The 22,789-nt window shown below is 63.0% G+C and carries 18 protein-coding genes; 9 read left to right on the forward strand and 9 right to left on the reverse strand.

Annotation, left to right across the window (positions count from 1 at the left end):
- Positions 1 to 2: 2 nt before the first annotated feature.
- Positions 3 to 1,082 (reverse strand): ABC transporter ATP-binding protein, encoded by a 1,080-nt coding sequence (locus tag E4K09_RS22955; RefSeq protein WP_134500012.1) that lies wholly within the window; start codon positions 1,080 to 1,082, stop codon positions 3 to 5.
- A 719-nt stretch (positions 1,083 to 1,801) separates the two neighbouring features.
- Between E4K09_RS22955 and E4K09_RS22960 the strand changes: the two genes are divergently transcribed.
- The 7 genes from E4K09_RS22960 to E4K09_RS22990 are packed head-to-tail and all read left to right on the forward strand — an operon-like array spanning position 1,802 to position 10,772.
- Positions 1,802 to 3,352, forward strand: coding sequence for a UbiA family prenyltransferase (locus tag E4K09_RS22960; RefSeq protein WP_425293874.1), 1,551 nt, complete (start codon positions 1,802 to 1,804; stop codon positions 3,350 to 3,352).
- Positions 3,353 to 3,372: 20 nt separating this feature from the next.
- Entirely contained in the window at positions 3,373 to 3,813 is a 441-nt protein-coding gene (locus E4K09_RS22965; RefSeq protein WP_342211369.1) for a GtrA family protein, read from the forward strand.
- Positions 3,810 to 5,144 carry an FAD-binding oxidoreductase gene (locus E4K09_RS22970; RefSeq protein WP_134500013.1) on the forward strand — a complete coding sequence of 445 codons (1,335 nt, stop codon included), beginning with the start codon at positions 3,810 to 3,812 and terminating at the stop codon, positions 5,142 to 5,144. Before E4K09_RS22965 ends, E4K09_RS22970 begins: the two co-directional genes overlap by 4 nt.
- Positions 5,144 to 5,887, forward strand: a complete 744-nt coding sequence (locus tag E4K09_RS22975) for an SDR family oxidoreductase (protein WP_134500014.1) — start codon at positions 5,144 to 5,146, stop codon at positions 5,885 to 5,887. Before E4K09_RS22970 ends, E4K09_RS22975 begins: the two co-directional genes overlap by 1 nt.
- An 18-nt stretch (positions 5,888 to 5,905) precedes the next feature.
- Positions 5,906 to 7,522 (forward strand): hypothetical protein, encoded by a 1,617-nt coding sequence (locus E4K09_RS22980; RefSeq protein ID WP_134500015.1) that lies wholly within the window; start codon positions 5,906 to 5,908, stop codon positions 7,520 to 7,522.
- Complete coding sequence (locus tag E4K09_RS22985; protein WP_134500016.1) at positions 7,519 to 9,144, forward strand: hypothetical protein; 1,626 nt, start codon at positions 7,519 to 7,521, stop codon at positions 9,142 to 9,144. The genes E4K09_RS22980 and E4K09_RS22985 overlap by 4 nt, the downstream gene beginning before the upstream one ends.
- A complete protein-coding gene (locus E4K09_RS22990; protein WP_134500017.1) occupies positions 9,141 to 10,772 on the forward strand; it encodes a hypothetical protein in 1,632 nt (543 codons plus the stop codon). The genes E4K09_RS22985 and E4K09_RS22990 overlap by 4 nt, the downstream gene beginning before the upstream one ends.
- Positions 10,773 to 10,780: 8 nt before the next feature.
- On the opposite strand, the gene E4K09_RS22995 is transcribed toward E4K09_RS22990, so the two are convergent.
- On the reverse strand, positions 10,781 to 11,947 hold the full coding sequence (locus tag E4K09_RS22995; protein ID WP_134500018.1) for a glycosyltransferase family 87 protein: 1,167 nt from the start codon (positions 11,945 to 11,947) through the stop codon (positions 10,781 to 10,783).
- A gap of 188 nt (positions 11,948 to 12,135) precedes the next feature.
- Here E4K09_RS22995 and E4K09_RS23000 point away from each other — a divergent pair, with 188 nt between their 5' ends.
- Positions 12,136 to 13,314, forward strand: coding sequence for a YihY/virulence factor BrkB family protein (locus E4K09_RS23000; RefSeq protein WP_134500019.1), 1,179 nt, complete (start codon positions 12,136 to 12,138; stop codon positions 13,312 to 13,314).
- A gap of 71 nt (positions 13,315 to 13,385) precedes the next feature.
- On the opposite strand, the gene E4K09_RS23005 is transcribed toward E4K09_RS23000, so the two are convergent.
- The 7 genes from E4K09_RS23005 to E4K09_RS23035 form a co-directional block, all read right to left on the reverse strand.
- Positions 13,386 to 14,420, reverse strand: coding sequence for a UDP-glucuronic acid decarboxylase family protein (locus E4K09_RS23005; RefSeq protein ID WP_134500020.1), 1,035 nt, complete (start codon positions 14,418 to 14,420; stop codon positions 13,386 to 13,388).
- A gap of 116 nt (positions 14,421 to 14,536) precedes the next feature.
- The gene (locus E4K09_RS23010) at positions 14,537 to 15,646 is read right to left on the reverse strand and encodes a CgeB family protein (RefSeq protein ID WP_204985774.1); all 1,110 of its coding nucleotides are present in this window, start codon (positions 15,644 to 15,646) and stop codon (positions 14,537 to 14,539) included.
- Positions 15,643 to 16,737: a CgeB family protein gene (locus E4K09_RS23015; RefSeq protein WP_134500021.1), complete on the reverse strand. Its 1,095-nt coding sequence runs from the start codon at positions 16,735 to 16,737 to the stop codon at positions 15,643 to 15,645. Before E4K09_RS23015 ends, E4K09_RS23010 begins: the two co-directional genes overlap by 4 nt.
- On the reverse strand, positions 16,734 to 17,846 hold the full coding sequence (locus E4K09_RS23020; protein ID WP_134500022.1) for a CgeB family protein: 1,113 nt from the start codon (positions 17,844 to 17,846) through the stop codon (positions 16,734 to 16,736). The genes E4K09_RS23015 and E4K09_RS23020 overlap by 4 nt, the downstream gene beginning before the upstream one ends.
- Positions 17,843 to 18,979 carry a glycosyltransferase family 4 protein gene (locus E4K09_RS23025; protein WP_204985775.1) on the reverse strand — a complete coding sequence of 379 codons (1,137 nt, stop codon included), beginning with the start codon at positions 18,977 to 18,979 and terminating at the stop codon, positions 17,843 to 17,845. The genes E4K09_RS23020 and E4K09_RS23025 overlap by 4 nt, the downstream gene beginning before the upstream one ends.
- A 69-nt stretch (positions 18,980 to 19,048) precedes the next feature.
- Positions 19,049 to 20,167: an NAD-dependent epimerase/dehydratase family protein gene (locus E4K09_RS23030; RefSeq protein ID WP_134500023.1), complete on the reverse strand. Its 1,119-nt coding sequence runs from the start codon at positions 20,165 to 20,167 to the stop codon at positions 19,049 to 19,051.
- On the reverse strand, positions 20,164 to 21,276 hold the full coding sequence (locus E4K09_RS23035) for an NAD-dependent epimerase/dehydratase family protein (RefSeq protein ID WP_134500024.1): 1,113 nt from the start codon (positions 21,274 to 21,276) through the stop codon (positions 20,164 to 20,166). The genes E4K09_RS23030 and E4K09_RS23035 overlap by 4 nt, the downstream gene beginning before the upstream one ends.
- 422 nt (positions 21,277 to 21,698) lie before the next feature.
- Here E4K09_RS23035 and E4K09_RS23040 point away from each other — a divergent pair, with 422 nt between their 5' ends.
- The gene (locus tag E4K09_RS23040; protein ID WP_134500025.1) at positions 21,699 to 22,787 is read left to right on the forward strand and encodes an inositol-3-phosphate synthase; all 1,089 of its coding nucleotides are present in this window, start codon (positions 21,699 to 21,701) and stop codon (positions 22,785 to 22,787) included.
- Positions 22,788 to 22,789 lie beyond the last annotated feature (2 nt).

Raw genomic sequence — 22,789 nt, forward strand, 5'->3', positions numbered from 1 at the left:
GTCTATTGTTTTGAGTACAGGAAGAGCGCCTCCTCCGGGATCCGAACCGAGACGCGCTTGCCGATCTCGAAACTGCGGGGAGAATCGACGATCACATGCGCCGAACCGACAGCGATCACGTGACGCCAGAGACCACCCGGATAACTCGTCTGCTCGACGGTGCCGGTCAATCGCAGAGCCCCCTCCTCCCGGAGGGACGGGATTGCGCTCTCGGCATCGCTCAGCTCGGCGGATTCCCCGCGGAACCGGGCATTGAGCGGGCCGGAAAGAGCCCGCCCCCGTGCGGAGACCACAGCGGCCGTGTTGAACGCCCCTGCGGCGATCTCGATCCGGTCGCCATGCAGCACCGCCGAAAGTTCGACGAGGTTCTCAGCCCCCATGAAGGCCGCCACGAAATCGGATGCCGGGCGGTTGTACACCTCCTCGGGAGTGCCGACCTGCGCGATTTCGCCATTGTTGAGAATGACGATGCGGTCGGCCATCACCATGGCTTCCTCGCGGTCGTGCGTGACATGCACGGCCGTGATCCCGAGGCGCCGCTGCAGCGCGCTGATTTCATGACGCACGGTCAAGCGTATCCGTGCATCGAGGTTGGACAACGGCTCGTCGAGCAGAAGGATGTCCGGCTGGATCGCCAGTGCCCGCCCGAGCGCCACGCGCTGCCGCTGTCCGCCGGAGAGGTTCGCGGGCTTGCGTGCGCCGAACGCGTCCAATCCCAGAAGCCTCTTGATCTCGGTAACCCGTGCATCGATCGCGACTTTCGGCATCTTCCGGAGCTTGAGCCCGTAGCCGATATTCTGGTCGACGGTCATATGCGGCCAGAGCGCATAGGATTGGAAGACAAGGGCCATTCCCCGCTTGTCGGGCGGCAATCGCGTTACGTCATGTCCATTGACGCGGATGGCCCCGGACGCCGGGGTGTTGAAGCCTGCAATGCTGCGCAAAAGAGTTGTCTTTCCGCAGCCTGACGAACCGAGGAGGGCCACGAACTCCCCCTTCTCGACAGCGAGATTCACTCCTTTGAGAACCTCGTTCTGCCCATAGAGAACACGGGCATTCACGACTTCAAGGAAGGCGCTCACGATTTTTCTCCTCCCCGGCCAGGCCACTTCGGACCCTTTTGCACAGGCGTGCAAAGATTATGATCCGTTCAACGAGCAGCACTCAAGGGGGTTTAGACTAAGGTCTGATACAGTTTTGTGACGACAGACCGGGCGAGGGCCGATCCGGACGGGACGATCCGCAGCAAACCTGTGCAATCCCCCGGTCACGACAGCAGCAAAGTCCTCAAGGCGCAGGCCCTCCTCGGGGCTTCAAAACACGAAGACGCTCAGGCTTAGCCGTGACGCACCGCGCGTCCGCTCAGACAATGCCTTTGCCCCTGCCCGCCGACGAGCGTCCGAACCGGCACCCAGGATCTTCGAAGGCGACAAACGCAACGTCAGCTTGCAGCTCCGGAAGCATCGGAGCGCACGCCAACGTTGTTACGCACCGGGGCGAGATGTTTGATCCTTCTGTCATTCGGCCGAGCCTCTGCAACTTTTGCCGGCCCCGCTTGTTGAAGAGCGGTCAAGTCGCAGCTCATCGGACTGCGCCGGGGCGCGATGCGCTGTCCAGCCACCACATGTGCGATGAAAGATCGTAGCGGCCGGACTTCTTTGGCTGCACGGGCACCGAGCCCGGGAGGATCGCAGAGTGGAAGTGGCGCACCCGCGCCCTAACTATTTTTGGGGTCGCATCACCACACCTCGTCGGAATTCCGGCGACCGTTCTTAGGTTCGTTCGAAGGGAGCACGGGCTCTTGGCGCAATATGAATTCAAGCCGCAGGTCTTGCACCATACAGCCCAACGTGCCCGTTATGGTGACTCGATCGAGAGGCCGTACGAGGATTCTGAGGATCGCTGGGACACCATCGAAGTCGAAACGCCAGACCGGGCGGAAGGCCGCCCGCTCGTGGTCGATCTCGACGGAACACTGATCGCATCGGACCTCCTGATCGAGACCGCGTTTTCCGAGCTGGGCCGGCGCCCGCACTCCCTCATCGGGATGCTGCGCGCCCTCGCGTCCGGCAAGGCGGCCCTCAAGCACCGGCTCGCGGAGCCGGTCGATTTCGATCCCCGCACGCTTCCCTACGATCCGGAGGTCCTTGCTCTCATCCGTTCGGCAAGGGCGCAGGGTCGGCCGGTTTATCTCGCCTCCGCCAGCCATGAGAAGCTCGTCAGCAAGGTCGCTAGCCACCTTGGCCTGTTCACGGGTTGGTTTGCCACCAACGAAACCACGAACCTCGCCGGCGAGAGGAAGGCGGCGCAGCTTGTCGAGGCTTTCGGCGAGGGAGGCTTCGACTATGTCGGCAACGATGCAGCGGATTTGCCGGTCTGGGAGAAAGCCGATCGTGTCTTTGCGATCCGGGCTCCGACCCGAGTCCGCAAGCAATTGTCCCTGAAGCGATCGGAGGTCGAGCATCTTTCCTGCTCTCGCCCTGATTGGCGGACCTGGGCCAGAATGCTCAGAGTTCATCAATATGCAAAGAATACCCTGATCTTCATTCCGCTTCTCGCCTCCCATCTCTTTACGGTCGAGGCCGTGGCGCAGGCGCTCCTGGCCTTCGTCGCCTTCTCCCTGTGCGCTTCCAGCATCTATATCCTCAACGATCTCGTCGATCTTCAAGACGATCGGCGACACCGCAGCAAATGCACCCGTCCCCTGGCCTGCGGCGCCATTCCATTGATGCACGGCGTCATCGCGATCCCGATCCTGTTCCTGGGCGCTGTCGCGATAGCGGCCACTCTCTCCTTTGGATTCCTAGGCGTTCTGCTGGGTTACTTCGCCTTGACGACGGCCTATTCCTTCGTCCTCAAGCGTATGATGATCGTCGATGTCATCACGCTCGCAGGGCTGTATTCGGTGCGGGTGATCGGCGGCGCCGTGGCGACAGGCATCATGGTGTCGGAATGGCTCCTGGCCTTCTGCATGATGATCTTCATGTCGCTTGCGCTGATCAAGCGCTATGTGGAGCTTGCTGCCCGTCGCGACGCCAACCTGCCCGACCCGACCAGCCGCGACTACAAGAACAGTGATCTCGAGATCGTTGCAGCGCTCGCGGCGGGAGCCGGCTTCAATGCGGTGACGATCTTCACCCTGTACATCTCCAGCGATGCCGTCAACGAGCTGTATACGCGCCCGCAGATCCTCTGGCTGGTCGGGCCGTTGCTGATGTATTGGATCGCGCGCGCGCTGATGCTGGCCAGCCGCCGTCTCATGGATGATGATCCGGTCGTGTTCGCGGTCAAGGACAAGGTCAGCCTGATGACGGTTGGCGCGACGGCTCTCCTCGTCCTCGCCGCCATATGATCATGTCGCGGAGGCGAGACTTGCGCGACCCGGGCCCTGTGCACCGTTCCGACTCGACGGCTCCGGCGATGTTCGTCCGGTATGTGGTGTTCGCGATCCTTGCGACTCTCGCCAACCTGCTCACCCAGGAGGCGAGCATCCGCCTCGTTCCGGGAACCCCCTTGAGCGTCTCGATTCTCCTGGGCACGGCCGCCGGCTTCATTCTCAAGTATGTGCTCGACAAGAAGTGGGTCTTCGAGGACAGCTATGCCGGCCACCGCCAGGAGCTGCAGAAGATCGGTCTTTACGGCGCCTTCAGCGTGTTGACCACGCTGGTTTTCTGGGGCTTCGAGATCGCCTTCTGGACGATTTGGCAGACCGATTTCGCCAAGTATACTGGGGCCGTGCTGGGCCTTGCGGTGGGGTATGCCGCCAAGTTCCTGCTCGATCGGAGTTTCGTGTTCAAGGAGCGGCAGGCATGACGGAGCTTTCCGGGTGGGGACGATACCCTCGGCATCCGTCAGATGTGCTTTCCCCTCCATCGCCCTCCGCAGTGCCGCCTCTCATGACCTCCCATACCGGTTTGGTCGCACGAGGGAACGGGCGCGCCTATGGCGATGCCGCCATCGGCGAGCAGGTGACGCTCGTCACCCGCCGGCTCGACCGGATCCGGGCATTCGATCCCTCGACGGGCCGGATCCGTGTGGAGGCGGGCCTGCTGCTCGCGGATCTCCTCGACGTGATGGTGCCGAAGGGTTTCTTCCCGCCCGTGGTGCCGGGCACGAAATTCGTCACCGTCGGCGGGATGATCGCGTCCGACGTGCATGGCAAGAACCACCACCGGGACGGTGGCTTCGGCGATCACGTGGAATCCTTGACCCTCGCGTCACCCGACGGCGGCATCGCCACCTGCTCATCGACGGAGAACGGCGATCTCTTCCGGGCGACGATCGGCGGCATGGGGCTGACCGGAACGATCCTCGAGGCGACCTTTCGCATGCGGCCCGTCGAGACCGGATGGATGCGCCAGCAGACGATCGTCGCGACCGATCTCGACAAGGCGCTCGATGCCTTGCGGGCGAGCGGCGAAGCCACCTATTCGGTGGCCTGGATCGACTGCCTGGCCAAGGGCCGGTCCCTCGGCCGCTCCCTGATTTTCGCAGCCGAGCACGCGACGCGCCGGGACCTGGAGGCACTGCAACCAGCAGCGGACGCCTTTCCCTCAGCGCGATCCGGGCGGCTCTCGGTTCCCCTGGATCTTCCCGCTTTCGCCCTGAACCGGCTTTCGGTGGGGGCCTTCAACGAGATGTATTTCCGGGCCGGAGCGATGAAGGCCGGATATCCCTTTCTCGTCCATTGGAACCCGTACTTCTTCCCGCTCGACGGCATCGGAGACTGGAACCGCATCTATGGCCGGCGCGGCTTCCTGCAGTACCAGTGCGTCATCCCGACGGCTCAGGCGGGCCCAGCCTTGAGCCGCATTCTGGAGCGGATCGCACAACGGGGTCTGGCCTCCTTCCTGGCGGTCCTCAAGCAGATGGGCCCCAGCCAGGGTGACCTGTCCTTCCCGATGGAAGGCTTCACCCTTGCGCTCGATCTCCCCGTCAGCGACGCCGCCTTCCCGTTGCTCGACGAGCTCGACAGGACAGTGGTCGAAGCGGGGGGGCGGCTCTATCTCGCCAAGGACGCGCGGCAATCACCCGCGACTTTCGAAGCCGGCTACTCCGGACTGCCCCGCTTCCGCGACCTGCGGCGGGCCATCGGAGCGACCGGCCGGATCTCCTCCCGCTTATCGGCACGGCTCGGCATCTGATGAACGCACCTCGAACTCTCCTTCTCGTCGGCGGCACGTCCGACATCGGACGCGCCACCGCGCTCTGCTATGCCCAGGCCGGCTGGCGCGTGCTGCTGGCCGCCCGCCGGGATGACGAAGCGCGGCGCAACGCCGACGACATCGCGGCCCGCACGGGTGCCGACGTGGCCGTTCTGCATCTCGACATTCTCGAAACCAGCGGTTTCGAAGCCCTCGTCGACGGGCTCCCGCAGCTTCCCGATACGGTGGTGTGCGTGGTCGGCGAACTGGGCGACCAGCAGCGTGGCCAGAAGGATCTCGCCCATGCAACGCAGATCCTGCGCACGAATTTCGAAGGCCCGGCGCTGCTGCTCGGCGTGTTCGCGGAACGCTTTGCCGCGCGCGGGTCGGGCACCCTGGTCGGCGTGAGCTCGGTGGCGGGCGACCGTGGGCGCGGCTCCAATTACCTGTACGGCGCCGCGAAGGCGGGCTTCACGGCGTTCCTGTCGGGCCTGCGAAACCGCCTCGCTCCGGCGGGCCTGCGTGTGGTCACGGTCAAGCCGGGCTTCGTGCGAACGCAAATGACCGCCGGCATGAAACTCCCTCCCGTCCTCACGGCGGAGGCCGAGGAGGTCGGGCGCGCCATCTTCACGGCGGCCGAGAAAGGCAGCAGCGACGTCGTTTATGTGCGCCCGGTCTGGCGGCCCGTGATGATGATCATCGGCTCCATTCCCGAGCGCATCTTCAAACGCCTTCGCCTCTAGCATTCGGGAGAGCAGCCGATGAGAGCCTTGTCGGATCGCCGCATCCCCGTTCGGGCTTTCCTCCTCGTGGTGGCGGCAACCTGCGCAATCCTTCTCGCCTTTCCGGGCCAGACCGTCACGACGCGCTATCTGAACGACCTGCTCCTCATTCTCGACGGAGCCTATCGCATCACGGCCGGTCAGATTCCGGGCCATGACTTCCACACGCCGCTCGGCCCGCTGACCTATCTTCTTCCGGCCGCGGGATACGTTCTGTCGGGTAGCCTGGGCGGCGCCATGCCGGTCACGATGGCACTCGTCACGCTTGCTCTGTCGATACCGATGCTTCACGTCCTCGGCTCGCGGCTGCATGCGATCATCGCCATTCTCTTCGGTGCATTTCTGCTTCTGATTCTCGCCGTGCCCATCAATCTGGGCGAGGGCATCACGGCTCTGTCATTCGCGAAGTTCTACAATCGGATCGGATGGGCGGCGCTTGGCATCCTGCTTATCATGTACCTGCGCCCGCGGCAGTCGCGCGTGAAGCAGGATCTTGCGGATGCTTTCTGCGCCACGGCCCTGACGCTGGTGATGCTCTACACCAAGGCGACCTACGGCATCGTCGCCCTCGCATTCCTCATGTTCATGCTGACGGATCGACAGCAGAGACGCTGGGTCCTTTATGCTCTCGGGCTGATCGTCTTCGCCTCCTTGGCGGTCGAGTTGCTCTGGCAATCGTCCCTGTCCTACCTCAACGATCTCCGTCTGGCTCACGACGTCGGAGGGAGCCTGCGCGGCTCATGGGGACAGATCGCGGATCACATCCTGGTGAACCTGACCGACTATGTGCTCCTCGCATTGTTCGCCGGCCTGTCGCTCAAGCGGACCCGCTCTCCTCGCGAAGGGCTCTTTTATCTCTTCTGCGCCGTCGCGGGATTTCTCATCATCAATCAGAACTTTCAGGCCTGGGGAATCATCGCTCTGCATGCCGCAGCCGCAGTGGCGGCCGAAACCATCCTGCGGCGAGAGGAGGAAGCCGCGCCGGGATCCGGGAGCAATGCATGGTCCACCGCAGCCGGCGCCCGGCTGCTCTTCCTGGCTCTTGTTCTGCCGACCATCGTGCATTGCTCGGCCGCGTTGGGATTGCACATGATCTCGGCGAGCACGCGGGCCGGCCAATCTCTCGACCTGCCCCATCTCGACCGCATCCGCCTTGCCAACCTGTGGACATGGGGTGACTACGATGCCGCCAACCTGTATCTCACCACCTTGCGTGGGGGCGTGGCGACTCTCTCGGAGATGGGTCTGGGAAGCCGCAAAGTCCTCGTCCTTGACAGGAGCAACCCCTTCCCCATGCTCCTCGGAGCGGCTCCTCCCGAAGGCGACATGCCTTGGCTGCAATGGGGGCGGACGCTCGACGCATCGACCTTCGTTCCCGCCGAGACCCTGCTGGCGGATGCCGAGGTCGTCATGGTGCCCAAGCCTCCCGCGGATAACTCCGCTGCAAGATCGGAAAGCGAGGGTCTGATCACGCTCTACGGCTCATACATCGCCGATCGTTATGAAGGCGTGCGTGAGACGGATGACTGGACGATCCACCGCCGCCGTCCGGGAATTCAGCCGAAGATCGGCATGAACTCCGCGGATCCCTCATGAGCGCGCACGCGGATGGAATGCGGTTGTCCGCGGGAATCATTCTGGCTGGCGCCACTCTCTTTGCATGCCTGTTGGCGGGCCCGGGCCTGACGATCACGACGTCCTATGTGAACGACCTTTTCATTTTCCTGGACGGCGCCCACCGGATCGCCTGGGGGCAGGTTCCGAACCGGGACTTTCATACCGCCCTGGGTCCGCTCTCCTTCTACATTCCCGCACTCGGCTACTGGATATCCGGCACCATGGGCGGAGCCATGCCGTACGGCATGGCCCTGATCACGCTGTTCCTGGCCCTACCCATCGCCCATGTGATCGGCTCGCGCCTGCAACCGGTCATCGCCATTCCTTACGGGCTCTTCCTGATTCTTGTCCTGGCCGTTCCCACGAATTTCGGCGAGAGCGTCACGGAGCTGTCCTTCGCCATGTTCTACAATCGGATCGGATGGGCGGCTCTCGGTGCCCTTCTGGTCATGTACCTGCGGCCGGTGCGGCCGATGCAAGGGCAGAACTCCCTCGATGCCCTTTGCGCGACGGTGCTGATCGTGGTGATGCTCTATACGAAGATCACCTATGGTCTCGTGGCGCTCGCCTTCCTGGTCTTTCTCCTGCTCGACTCACGGCAGCGCCGCTGGGCGGCAACCGCTCTTGGCTCGATCCTGATCGGCGGCCTCGTCATCGAGGCTTTCTGGCAATCCACGGCGGCCTATTTCGATGATCTCTTTCTGACAGGCCGAGTGAGTGGGTCGCGCGGAATCGCTGATCTCGCGTCCGCCTTCCTCCGGCACCTGGCCGACTATTCTCTTCTGGCCATTCTCGCGATTCTGGTGCTCTGGCGAACCCGCAGCCTGCGGGATCTCGTGTTCTTCGGGTTCTGCACTCTCCCGGGTCTCATGATCCAGAGCCAGAACTCGCAGCCGTGGGGCATTCTGACGATCCATGCCGGCGCTGCTGTCGCGGCACAGATGCTCCTGCGGTTCCCGGCATCTCCGGCCGACAGCAGCGGGACACAGCCGTCGCTCGGCTCGGGATCCCCTCTCCTGCTCATGGCGCTGATCCTGCCGACGCTTCTCCACTGCTTCCTGGCCCTGGGATTCCACACCGCCCTGGCTCTGTCGCGGGCCGGCCAAGCCTTCGATCTACCCCGGTTCGGAGAGATACGGCTCATCTCACCATGGCTGGGCGATGAAAAGACCATGATGCACACCTATCTTTCGACCATCGAGGATGGTGCCCGTGCCCTGACGAGCCTGCCGCAGAGCCCTGCGAAAGTGTCCGTGCTGGACTTTTCGAATCCCTTCTCGGCAGGTCTTGATCTTCCGCCCCCACGCGGCGACAGCGCATGGCTCCACTGGGGGCGCAACATCGACGAGACCCATTTCACCCCTCCGGGAAAACTGTTTGCCGACGTGGAGGTGCTGATGCTTCCCAAATGGGGTATCAACAACATCCCGCTGAGAACCTTGTATCAGTCCTATATCGATGCGGCCTTCGAGTTGATTCAGGAGAGCGACGGCTGGACCGTCTATCGTCGCAAGAACCAGGAAGTTGCCGCCAAGGCTCCGCCTCCAGGGAACACGGATCCCCATTCATGGTTGAGGCTGGGGGATGGATCTCGACCATGACATTTTGGACGCAACGCCCAGCAGCACCTGTCGCGCTGCCCGTCATCATCGTGGCCGCAATCTGCGCCCTCGTGCTCGCCTGGCCCGGCCAGACGGTGACGACCAAGTACGTCAATGATCTCTTCATCTTCCTCGATGGAATCCACCGGATCAACACGGGCCAGGTTCCCAATCGGGACTTTCACACCGCCCTAGGCCCGCTCGTGTATTATGCCCCTGCCCTGGGATACTGGCTGTCCGGCACGTTCGGCGGTGCGATGCCGGTCGGAATGGCGGTGATCGTTGCCGCATTGGCACTCCCGGCAGCGCATATCCTCAGCTCGCGCCTGCGGCCGGCGATCGCCTTGCCTCTCGGCGTCTATCTCATCCTTGTGGCCGCCGTGCCCATCAATCTGGGCGAGAGCGTCAGCGCCCTGTCATTTGCGATGTTCTACAACCGCATCGGGTGGGCCGGGCTCGGCCTTCTGCTGGTGATGCATCTGCGCCCGGAGGGGTTCGGCCGGCTCCAGCATGGGCTCGACGCGGCATGTGCCACCTTCCTGGTGATCCTAATGCTCTACATCAAGATCAGTTACGGGATCGTCGGTATCGGCTTTCTGATCCTCTTGCTCCTCGACTCCCGCCAGCGCCTCTGGTCCTTGACCGCTCTCGGCCTCGTCGCCATCGGCGGCCTCGTCGTCGAACTCTTCTGGGGTGGCACGAAGGCCCATATCGCCGATCTCCTTCTCGCCGGCGAGGTCAGCGGCAGCCTGAAACCTATCGATCAGATCGCGCAGGTCCTCTTCGGAAATCTTCCCGATTTCACGATTTTCGTCGCCTTCGCGGGCTTGGCTCTCTGGCGCACCAGGAGCGCCCGGGACCTTCTGTTCTTCGGCTTTTGCGGGGGATCGGGCTTTCTGCTGATCATGCAGAACTTCCAGACGTCAGGCATCGTCACCCTTGTGGCGGGGGCGGCCGTAGCGGTCGAACGCCTGGCCCGCAGCGATCGGCCGGCCTCCGAAGGGCACCGCCGCTCCCTCACCGCCGGCGCACAGCTTCTGCTCTTCGCCTTCGTGCTGCCGGGAAGCCTCCAGCACGCGGCAGCCCTTGGACTGCATGCAGGATTGGCGAGCCTGGATCGCGGACAAGCCGCCCCCCTGCCGAATTTCGAAGAGGTCAAGCTCGTCCGGCTCTGGAACGATGGGGATTATCCTGCGTTCGCCCGCTATTTCGACAGCATTGCCGATGGCGCGCGTGCTCTGTCGGGCCTGGAACAGGAAACGGACCGCGTGCTCGTTCTGGACTTCGTCAGCCCCTTCTCCGCAGGTCTCGGCATCGAAGCTCCAACCGGAGACAGCACCTGGCATCATTGGGGCCGCACGGTCAACGAACACAGCTTCCTTCCGGCAAAGACATTGTTTCGCGATGTGCGGATCGTCATGGAGCCCAAATGGCCCGTGGACGGCTCGACGACCGAGGGCCTCAAGGCGATCTATGCTGAATACATCGGCGACAAATTCGAACTGGTCGGAGAGACGGCTGACTGGAAGATCTATGGGCTCCGCGAAGCTCCAGCCGAGACGGTCAGTCGCTCGCATGGCTCGGACCCCGACGATCGGGAAGATGACATTCTCCCGAGCGGCGGCTGACGTTTCCTTCAGGAGGCTCCCCGGACATCACCCAGCCCCGATAGGGCAACACTGACAGACGATGTCTCGTTTCGCCGACGTATCTCCATGGCGGCAAGGAGGGCGAGGCAAAGCACCATGGCCCACCCGTAGACGGAGCCGAAGGTGAGCTGGTTCCAGGCTGGCTTCGTGAACTGGTCGATGATCATGGGAACCGGCACGATGAGCAGCAAGGTGACGATGCGCATGGCAGGCTTATGCCAGTGGCTCAGGAAAACCGGCAGGAGAAACAGGGTGTAGTGAACCCAGCCCAGCGGCGAAGCGAGAAGCGACGCAACCAGTCCAAGGGCGCTTACCGCCATGGCATTCGGCCGACGCCAGAACGCCCATGCCGCAAGCCCCCCAAGGAGCGCAAGACTCGCGATCACCCCGATGAGCGGCATGCCGGCGCGAGCCGCGAAACCTGCCAGAGAGGTATTGGTAAGGAAGAACGCCCGCTCCTTGTCCGACGCAATCAGCTCGAACCACTGCCGATAGACCTCGAATCCGTAAACCAACAGAGGAATGGCGCTGACAAGGGCAGCGGTGGCCAGCGCGGCGAGCGCCGGCCGCCAGGAGCCCGCGAGCAACAGCAGGACGGGCCACACCAGGAAATTGGGCTTCATCGAGACCAGCAGTCCGATCATGATTCCGGCTGCCCAAACCTGCCCGCGCTCGAGAAGAAGCCATCCTGCGATGGCCACGAAGGCGAGCGGCAGGTAGATCTGGCCCAGAAACAGGGTGTCCCAGAACCCGGCGAGGGCGAAGGTCCAGAGGGCCATGATCGGAGCCTGCGGACTCCAGAAACGCCAAACGAGGAGAAGAACCGCCGCGCTATAGAACGCGATCGAGATCCAGCGCCATGTCTCGAAGGCTGCGCGCGGCTCCGGCCCGTCGAAGAGCTGAAACAGAAGCGCCGAGATGGGCGGGTTGAGATTGGGATTCCAGGATTCGAAGCCTGGCAGTTCGACATGCAGAGTGAGCGGATAGATCCCGTAAGGGTTCAACCCTTCAGCCGCAGCCCGGCCCGAGGCAACAAAGGAGCCGAAATCCCACAGGCCGTCATCATGGGCGATGCGAGGGAACTCTGCCGAAATTGCAAGAAAGGACAGAACCAACACGATAAGATTGATGAGCCAGCGCGTCGATGCCGCCATCCGCAATATTCCAATCAAAAGAAGCTTGAGGTTACGCAGGATAGAACTAGGGCGTTGCTCATGCGGGCACAGCCCCCTCACGAAGCCTGGCCCGTAGGGAACTTGGAACCGTCGAGTCTGTAATGAGGTTTACGCATGAGCCAAGCCATTCCGCTTGGCTTGTGGTGAAAAAAAGGTTCAGTCCGTCGATGGCAAACAATCCGGCAGCTCAGCAGGGTCCAGCCCGACCTCCCTCAGCGATTGCAACAATGGCCGCCGTCGTGGTCGGCTGGGCTCTGGTCAGACTGGTCGCCGGAGGAGAGCGCGGTCCCGCGCCCCCTGGAGCGCGCGCACCGGCGCGGCGCACCGGTCAGGCCTCATCGGAAAAGGATACCGGCTTCACCGAGAAGCAACATGCCGATCCCCGCGCAGCCGCGGGCGAACGAGGTCGCGGACGCGAAGCCGACACTCCGACGGACATTCCGGCCAAGGGCTGGAAGGATATTCTCTGGCGAACTTATGAGGAATTCGGCAAGGACCGGGTCACATCGGTGGCGGCCGGCGTCACGTACTATGCTCTGCTTGCCGTTTTCCCGGCTATTGCCGCGCTTGTGTCCATCTACGGCCTCTTTGCGGATCCCGCCACGATTCAGGATCATCTCAATGCCATGTCCGGCGTCCTTCCGGGGGGTGCGCTCGAGATCATCGGAGAACAGGTACAGCGCATCGCCTCGAAGGGGGGCGGCGCACTCGGCTTCGGCTTCATCTTCGGCCTCGCGGTGTCGCTTTGGAGCGCCAATGCCGGGATAAAAGCGGTTTTCGATGCTCTCAACATCGTCAACGACGAGGAGGAAAAGCGCAGCTTCATCCGCCTGAACCTGACCTCCCTCACCTTCACCTTGGGCGCCATTCTGTTCATCCTCGTCGCCCTGGGCGGCATCGTGGTCCTGCCGATCGTTCTCAACTTCATCGGCATTGGTCAAGGCATGGAATGGCTGATTTCACTTGTGCGCTGGCCCATTCTGCTCGCCGGCGTCATCTTCGGCCTGTCGCTGATCTATCGGTTTGGACCAAGCCGTGACAAGGCGGAGTGGAAATGGGTGACGCCGGGCGGAATCGTGGCCGCCGTGCTGTGGGTTGCCGCGTCGATGCTCTTCTCGTGGTATGTCTCCAACTTCGGCAACTACAACGAAACCTACGGGTCCCTGGGCGCGGTCATCGGCTTCATGACCTGGATATGGCTGTCGAGCATCATCGTTCTGCTGGGCGCCGAGATCAATGCCGAGATGGAACATCAGACGGTCAAGGATACCACGGAAGGGGCGCAGCAACCTCTGGGCACACGTGGGGCCAAGATGGCCGACACGGTTGGCGTCGCCAAGGCCTGAGCCACACACACAACAGGAAAGGGCGCCGGGTGATCCCGGCGCCCTTGGTCTGACGGGAAAGAAGAATCGTTTTAGGACTGCCTTGCCGCAACGGCACCGTGGAGCATGGTCGGAGCACGAGGAGCCTTGCTGGCATCAGAGCGCTCGTCGGAAAACCAGGCGATGGTCGCCCTCAGCCCGACATCCAGCGATGTCCTCGGCGACCAGCCGAGAATTTGCTTGGCGAGCGTGATGTCCGGACGGCGCCGTCGCGGATCGTCGACCGGCAGCGGCCGCGAGACCACACGGGAGGCGGATCCGGTCATCGCCAGCACCTTCTGCGCCAGGTCGCCGACGGTAAGCTCGTTCGGGTTGCCGAGGTTCACGGCGCCCGGAAATGCGCCCTCGTAGGCCATGAGCCTCATGAAGCCGTCGACGAGATCGGAGACGTAGCAGAACGAACGTGTCTGACTACCATCGCCGTAGACCGTAATGTCATCGCCCGCCAGCGCTTGGCAGATCACGTTGGAGACCACACGCCCGTCGTCGGCGCGCATGCGGGGGCCGTACGTGTTGAAGATCCGCGCGACGCGCACATCCGCGCGGCCGGCGCGATCGAAATCGAAGGTCAGCGTTTCCGCAGCCCGCTTGCCTTCGTCGTAGCAGGCCCGAGGTCCGGTCGGATTCACGTTTCCCCAATAGCTTTCCTTCTGCGGATGCACCTCCGGATCGCCGTAGATTTCGCTTGTTGAAGCCAGGAAGAAGCGCGCTCCCGTGGCCTCGGCAAAGGTCAGGAGATTATGGGTGCCGACGACGCTGGTCAGCATCGTGTGCTCGGGGTCGGCTTGATAATGAGGTGGCGATGCCGCGCAGGCGAGATTGAAGATCTCGTCGAACTTCACCTTCTTGGAGCGCAGGCGCGCCGGAAGCGGCTTGATGATGTCGCTGTCGACCAGGTCGAAGCGGGGTTCGCGTTCCAAATGCCGGAGATTCTGCTTTCGGCCTGTCTGGAAGTTGTCGAGAGCCACCACATGCGCGCCTTCACTCAACAATGCATCGCACAGATGCGATCCGAGGAAGCCGGCTCCACCCGCGACAAGGACGAGCTTGCTCTTGCCATTCTTCATGAAGACCATCTCCGTATGGGACCAACAACAACGATCCCGAGGAACATACCTTTACCGGTCCAACGTCGAAGCTTGGCATTGGTTCAATGCCGGCTTCAGAATCTATTCAGCCCCCCTCAGGCGCCAACTTCCATTGCAAGACGATGTTCCTGTTTCCGGCGCTCCATGGCTTCCAACAGGTCCCGCTCCATGGAAGCGGCCCGGTGGGCGGCGGTGTGCTCGGACAGGATGCGCTTGCGGGATGCCTGTCCCATCCCGTCTCGCCGAGCCTCGTCCCAGCCTTGCAAAACGTGGATCACATCGTCGGCACGCTCGGCGAGCACAATCTCCCGGTCGGGCTCCAGAAGCGTGCCGATGCCGTCCCATTTGTCGGAGATGATGGGCGTTCCGCAGGCCGCGGCTTCGAACAGGCGAACACTCGGACTGTAGCCGGCGCGGATCATGTCCGCCCGGGTGACATTCAGGGTGAAGCGGCTCGCCGCATAGAAAGCCGGGTGCTCACGGGGCGGAACGTGATCGATGCGCTCCACATTGTCAGGCCACACAATATCCGATGGATATTGCGGTCCTGCCACGACGAAGCGCAGGTGCGACGCACGACGTGCGGGCTCGATGAGAAGCCGCTCGAGGGTCGGCTGACGGTCCGGGCTGTAGGTTCCGAGATAGCTCAGGTCCCAGCGTTTCTCCCGGTCCAGCACGGGATAAAGCTCGGGATCGACCGAGCAATAGAGTGCCCGCGCCGCAGGCGAGCCGTATCGATTCATGAGACAGTCGAGCGTCGGGCCTCCCGTAAAGGAAAAATAGACGTCGTAGTGCGGGATCAGCTGCGGCGAGAGATATTCGTGATCTCCTCTCTCGAGCTTCGCGAGGGTCACCGGCGTATCGATGTCGTAGAAGGCCGCGACGCCACCCGCTGCCTCCTGCACCCAGCGCCCGACGGCAACGCCTTCCGGTACATAGGATCCCACGATCACGGAATCGGCAGCCGCGATCACATCCTTGTACCGTTCGAGATCCTCAAGGCCGGTGTAGAATTCCAGCCGGCAGAAATCGGGATTGGTCAGATCCCGATGCGCGGCATACCAGGGCACATCGCGCTCCAGGAACAGCACATCGTGTCCCCGCGCAGCAAAGGCCTTCAGCAGGGCACGAAACGTCGTGGCATGGCCGTTGCCCCAGGAGGAGGATAGACTTAAGCCGAGAACGACAACGCGCAACCCGCTCACGCCACGCTCCTCTCGCGTTTCCGGGATGCCGCCTCGCGGAGGATCACATCCACTTCGGCTCCTCTGCGGGCATAGGTATGTTCCGCCATGATGCGCCGACGCGCGGCATCGCCGATGGCCTTCGCACGCTCGGGGTTCAGAACCTCCACATGATCGGCCACATCCTTGCCGTCGCGAGCCACGAGAACCTCCTCGCCTTCCTTCAGGAAGAGCTCAAGGCCGATCCAGGCATCGGTGATGAGGCATGCCCCCGCGCCGGCCGCCTCGAACACGCGCGTTGCCGGTGAGTAGCCGGTCGTCGCCATGGAATCCCGCGCAATGTTGAGCACTGCGAGCGGGCTCGTGTTGAAGGCGTTGTGATCGCGCGTATAGACATGCCCGATATGGCGCACGTTCGAGGGCATGCCTTTCGTTTCCCAGCCGTTTCCGCCGATCAGGAAGCTCCGGTTCGGCAGGCGTGCGGCCGGTTCAAGGAAGAATTGCTCCACGCGCGCTTCGCGATCCGGCAGGCGGTTCCCGAGGAAGGAGAGGTCCGCCCTGAAGCGTTCGTCGGCGGGAACCGGATGATGTGTCGAAGGATCGAGGGCATTGTAGATCGGAATGCAACGGCGCGCCCCGAATCCCTCATAGGCTTCGATCACCGGCGGACCTCCGCCATAGGTGAGTACGAAATCGAGAACCGGTAGCGTGCGGCGCAGCGGATGATCAGTGCTGTCACGCAGTTCCGCGAGTGTCGCCGGCGCATCCACATCCCAGAAGATCCTGATCGCATCGGGCCGGGACGCGGCCATGACTCCTTCCAGCAATTCGTTGTCGAACACGCCGACACCCGAGGCCTTCACCACCACGTCGGCCCTCGCCGCCTCTGCCACGACGGCACGCATGGCCTCCTCGGTGGCGGGATAGACTTTGACCTCGGCCCATTCCGGCGGCTCGATATCGCGGTGCTTCTGGCGATCGAATGCATCAGGCTCATAGAACGTGATGCTGTAGCCGCGCCGAGAGAGCTCGCTCAGCATGCCCCTGTAATAGGTCGCCGCTCCGTTCCAGTAAGAGGAGAGAAGGCTTGAGCCGTAAAAGGCAATCTTCATGCGGTCATCTCCATCGGCGCTTCGGCGCCGTCGTTCTTCAAGATTGCGAGCAACTGGTCGACACGATGCGCGCAGGAATGCCGGTTGCGGATGGCCGCCAAGCCATTTTCCACCAATGAGCGGCGCAAATCGAGGTCGTTGACGATCGCCGTGAGATGACGCTCCATCTCGCTTTCATCGCGTGCCACCAGGTAATCCGTGCCGGGCCTGAAGAGGCCTTCCGAGTCGCTCCAAGGAGCGGACACCAGCGGGATCCCGCAGGCGAGCGCCTCGAAGACGCGGATCGTTGGAATGCCCGGGAGCATGTCCACGTAGAAGCGGCGGGGCACATGCACGGTCGCCAGGTGCCGCGCGAAAACGTCCGGAGCCCGGGCGTTCGGCAGCCATCCACGGTATGTCACGCCATAGCGTGCCAGGGTCTCTAGCGCATGCTCCGGATAACGCACGCCGTAGATCTCAAGTGGGAGTCCAACGGTTCGAGCCGGACGGAAGAGATAGGTTTCAAGCTCGGCGCTGCGCTCGTCGTCGCCCCAGTTCCCGATCCACACGAGGCCGCTGCGCTCGACCTCCTCGACCGGCGGCCGGAAGAGCCGCGTATCGGCCGCCTCATGCCAGACATGCACGCGGTCGCCCCAGCCCCAGCGGCGGTAGACCTCGGCCAGCGTCTCGCCGAATGCGAGGACGCCGTCGTATCCGCTGAGGTCGAATTGACGAATGGCGTTCGGGTCGCTGACCGCACGATGGTGCGTGTCGTGAAAAAGAAGCGTGAAACGCGCACCCTCATGCCGCAACCGTCCGACAGCGGCGACCAGCGCGGGATCGTTCCATTCGTGAACGATCACCACATCGGCATCCGTCACCAGCCCGGACGGATCGGCGTCAGCCTCGAAGACAACCGAGGACAGTTCGGGATAATGGCGGTGATAGGCCTCAAGCCCAGCCTCGCCGTGGTCTTTCAAGAGATTGTCGAGGCTCCAGGCACCCTGGGGCTCGTAGACCACGACCTCATGCCCGCGATGGACGAGTTCCCGCAAGACCCCCCTCAGGAAATGCGCGTTACCGTGGTTCCAGCAGGACGCGAGGGAATGCGTGAAATAGGCAAATTTCATGCGGCGGCCCCTTTGAGGGAGATGGAATTGAACTTCGACGGAAGCAGAGACCGATAGGCAGACAGGAGACCCATGCTCATGGATTCCAGGCTGTAGGTCGAAGCGCGGAGCTTCGCGGCCTCTCCCATGGCCCAGCGCGCATCTTCATCCTCCGCAAGACGGTCGATGGCTCGTGCAAGGCCCGCATCGTCGTCCGGGGCCACGAACAGGGCCGCGTCTCCCCACAGCTCGCGAAGGGTTGGGATATCGGACAGGACCAATGCACAGCCGGCCTGCGCCGCCTCGAGAACCGCGAGCCCGAAAGGCTCGTATTTCGCAGCCGAGACGAAGATCGGCCGCGCACTCAGATAACCAGCAACCTCATCATCGCTCAGGCGTCCCAGCGGGGCCGCATGATGGGCGGCGATCCGCGCGCCGTTGGGCCCGTCGAGCGGGCCTGCAGCCAAGACAGGAACGGGCAGGCGAGCCGCGGCCCGATCGATGGCGGCGAAATTCTTGCCCTCATCCCACAGACGTCCAGCCGTGAAGGCGAAGAGTTCGCGGTTTTCCGGGTCTCTCACCTGGGTCACCCGCCGCCCGTTCCGAACGACGGCTGGCGGTATGGGAAGATCATAGACGCGAGCCGTCGCGCCGGCGAAGGCGGCCGTCGGCGCCAAAAGCCTGTCCGCCTTGTGGTAGCCCTTGCGCACGAGTTCCGTACGCCAAACGAATTCCTGCGGAAGAGAACCGCCGCGCACGGCCTCCCACCACGTGGCGACACAGGAATGGCAGACCACCACGACCGGGCAGGGAAACTTTGCATCCGCCAAGAGCGCCGGGCTATTGAGATGCACGATGTCCGGCCGGATGTCGCTTGCGAGGCGCAGGACGGCGCGCGTGGCTTGCCTCATCTCGGCAGGTCCGTCCGCCGTCCAGTCAAGGGGGAGACCGGTCTCGATCACCTCGATGCCGGCATGCCTCGCCTGGCTCATCTGGTCCTCGGAGGGTGCCGGGCCGAGCACGGCGAGAACCGTCTCGATGCCGTGCGCACGCATCCCCTCAGCCACGTCCAGAGCGTATTGCCAAACTCCGCCCACAGCGTCGGCCGTCATCAGAACACGAAGAGGGGCTGCGGCCTGTTTCAATGCAGACATGTGTTTTCCAGCTCCTTCACAGCGAGCGGGTTCGGCGAAAGCGCTGCGCGTCGGCGATCGATCCGCTCCTCACGACAAGGCCGCTGCTTCGCGAAGCCGCGGACTTTGGCGAACGGCACCGGAAAGGCCCCTCTCCTCCTGCAGCCAGTGAGCCAGAGCAGCGACGCCCCTGCGCCATGGCGTCGGAGACTTCAACCCGAGCTCGCGTGAGATCTGACGGGTGTCGGACACGTAGTAGCGCTGATCTCCCGCGCGCCATTCGGAGTAAACCGTGTCGACGGGGCGCCCGATCACATCCTCGATGTGAACGAGAAGCTGCCGCAGGCTGATCGCGTTCGATGGTCCGCCGCCCAGATTGAATGCACGTCCTTGAACAGCTTCGATCCGCTTCCAGGCGCCTGCATAAGCATCCACCGCATCGGAAATGTCGAGGATGTCGCGCACCTGGCAGCCATCGCCATAGATGGTGATCGGCTGACCTTCGAGCGCACGGATCAGGAAATGAGCAACCCAGCCCTGATCCTCCGTTCCCATCTGACGCTGTCCGTAGATGCAGCTCATCCGCAGGACGCAGGTGGGAATGCCGTAGGACCGCGCATAGTCGAGGACGTACTGGTCAGCGGCTCCCTTCGAGCAACCATATGGCGTGTGGAAGTCGAGGGGACGCGCTTCGCCGATCCCATTGTCGCGAATGGAGGGATCGCGCGGCACATAGGCATCGTTCGTCATGTCGAGTTCCACGTCCGCAAGGTCGCCATAGACCTTGTTCGTGGACGCGAAGACGAGGGGAACGGGGGCGCCGCGCTTGCGCAAAGCATCGAGCACGTTCAGGGTGCCGCGGATGTTGATCTCGAAGTCCTCGCGCGGGTCGGCGAGGCTCGTCGTCACCGCAACCTGCGCGGCCATGTGAAAGACAGCCTGAGCATCGGAGGCTGCATCGGCGATTGCCGCCTCGTCGCGGATATCGGCAATGGCGGCGGAGATCTTCGAGGGATGGCGTTTCTTCAGCCATTCAAGGTTCCGGTCGACGCCAGGGCGTGCCAATGCATCATAAACCAGAACGTCATGACCTTCGCTGGCGAACCGATCCGCCAGATTGGAGCCGATGAAACCCGCACCGCCTGTCACCAGGATGGGCCGACGGCGAAGAATGGCGGGTGCGCCAGTCTTTGAATCCGCTTCTGTCATGCGACAAGGCCTCGCGCTTCGAGTTCCTTGCGGGCTTCCTGGACGAGGTCTTTGGCCTCCTGATGGGCCACCCATTCGGCAAGCTCCGCCAGCCCTTCCGAGAAGTCCTTCTGCGGCTTGTAGCCAAGCTCGTGCTGGATCTTCGAAATATCCGCAATGCAATGCCGAATGTCGCCGATGCGCGCCTTGCCGGCGATTTCGGGAGCAATCGGGCGGTTCATGGCCTTCGCCAGAAGCTCCGCCACCTCCGAGACCGTGCGGTCGACGCCACTGCCGACATTGAAGACGCCACCGGGCGCCTTCTCATGCTCCAGAGCGAGGACGAAGGCCTGCGCGACATCCTCGACATGGACGAAATCGCGGCGTTGCTGGCCATCCTCGAAGATCATCGGCGGCTGCCCATTGTGGAGCCGCGAGGCGAAGATGGCGAGAACACCGGTATAGGGATTGGACAAGGCCTGACCCGGACCATAGGCGTTCCAAAGCCGCAGGGCCACGCCCTTCATGCCATAGGCGGGGCAGAGGGTGAGCGTCAGGCGCTCCTGCACATATTTCGACAGCGCGTAAACCGATGCGAGCGCCGGCTTCTTCCACTCCGGCGTCGGAACCGGAAGGAGCGGGCGACCCTGCGCATCCAGGGGATCCCAGGGATCGTTCTCGCTCGTGCGGGGAACGCGCACGACATCCTCCATGACGCGCCCGTCGGCGTCACGGTAGAGACCTTCGCCGTAGATGCTCATGGACGAAGCGACGACCACCCGCTCCACCGGATTGTCGATGAGCTGCTGGAACAGCACCGCAGTGCCGTAGTCATTGACGGAGACATAGCGGTCCACCGCATACATGCTCTGCCCGACGCCAACTTCCGCGGCGAGGTGGACGACCTTCGTGACCCCCTTCAGGGCCTTCAGGACCGCCGTCTCGTCGCGTACGTCGCCGACAACGACCTCCACATCCCGATCGAGACCGTCGGCCTGTGTCTTATCGCCGTGAACCTGCTCGATCAGGCTGTCGAGCACACGGACGCGATGTCCGCGCTCCAGGCACGCACGCGCAACATACCGGCCGATGAAGCCAGCGCCGCCAGTAATGAGGATGGTATCCGTCACGAGAGGTCTCCGGATCAGTTGGTGGTCACCATGCCACGATCGAGACAAGAGAATCCGCCTCCTCCGGCTGGAGAAGCGACGCGGGACATGCGCATTTTCCAGGCGGATACGGGGCGTCAGGGCAAGGCACGACCCGTGGCGGCCGCCCTATTCCTCCCTCTCAAAGCTTGGCATTTCACCGAACAAACGCTCCATCATCATCATTGTTCCTTGGACTTGAACTCGAGCGTTCGGCCCTAGCTCTAGCTTAGGCACTCTTCCATGAAGACAAGAGTCTCAGTCCGGAATCCTCCAGGGAACAACAAACACTTTAGCTGCGTTGACGGCCAAGCTTCGGGAGACTCGCCCGGGCCTGATGCCTGCATTCTGTATCGGAAGCCCGGCGCTCGGCGCCAGGGAAGGCCCCATCAGGGAGATCTGTCATGAGTTCACGAAAGGTCCGCGTCGGAATCGTCGGCGTCGGCAACTGCGCCTCATCCTTCGTACAGGGCCTTTCCTATTATCGGGGCGCGAAGAGCAACGAGCCGATCCCGGGCCTGATGAACGCCGAGCTCGGCGGCTACCACATCAGCGACGTCGAGATTTCCGCAGCCTTCGACGTGAACGCCTCGAAAGTCGGCCGTGACGTCTCCGAGGCAATCTTCGCACAGCCCAACAACACGCAGCGCTTCTCCGCCGTCCCCCCGAGCGGCATCATCGTCAATCGCGGCAGGACCCTCGACGGCTTGGGCAAGTATCTGCGTGACGAGATCGAGGAATCGCCGGAGGACGAGGCAGACGTCGCAGAAGTCCTGCGCCAGTCCAAGACGGACGTGCTCGTGTCCTATCTTCCGGTCGGATCCCAGAAGGCGACCGAATGGTATGCCGAGCAGGCCCTGGAGGCAGGCTGCGCCTTCGTGAACTGCATTCCCGTCTTCATCGCGTCCAACCCTGAATGGCGGCGGCGCTTCGAGGAGCGCGGCCTTCCCATCGTCGGCGACGACATCAAGAGCCAGGTCGGCGCCACCATCGTTCATCGCGTCCTGGCCAATCTGTTCCGTGAGCGAGGCGTGCGTCTCGACAGGACATACCAGCTCAATTTCGGCGGCAACACCGATTTCCAGAACATGCTCGAGCGCGAGCGGCTGGAATCCAAGAAAATCTCCAAGACCCAGGCCGTGACGAGCCAGCTCGACATCCCTCTTCCGGCCGAGGATGTGCATGTGGGGCCGAGCGACCACGTGCCATGGCTCACGGACCGCAAGTGGGCCTATATCCGCATGGAGGGAACCTCCTTCGGCGGCGTTCCGCTGAACGTGGAACTGAAGCTCGAGGTCTGGGACTCGCCCAACTCCGCCGGTATCGTCATCGATGCGGTGCGTTGTGCCAAGCTCGCCATGGACCGCAAGATCGGCGGAGCCCTGACGGGACCCTCGAGCTACTTCATGAAGTCGCCGCCGCAGCAATTCACCGACAATGAGGCCCGCGAGAGAACGCTCCGCTTCATCGCAGGTGATGACGAAGACGCGTGAGG

This window comes from Microvirga pakistanensis, from assembly GCF_004458765.1.
Lineage (GTDB): Bacteria > Pseudomonadota > Alphaproteobacteria > Rhizobiales > Beijerinckiaceae > Microvirga > Microvirga pakistanensis.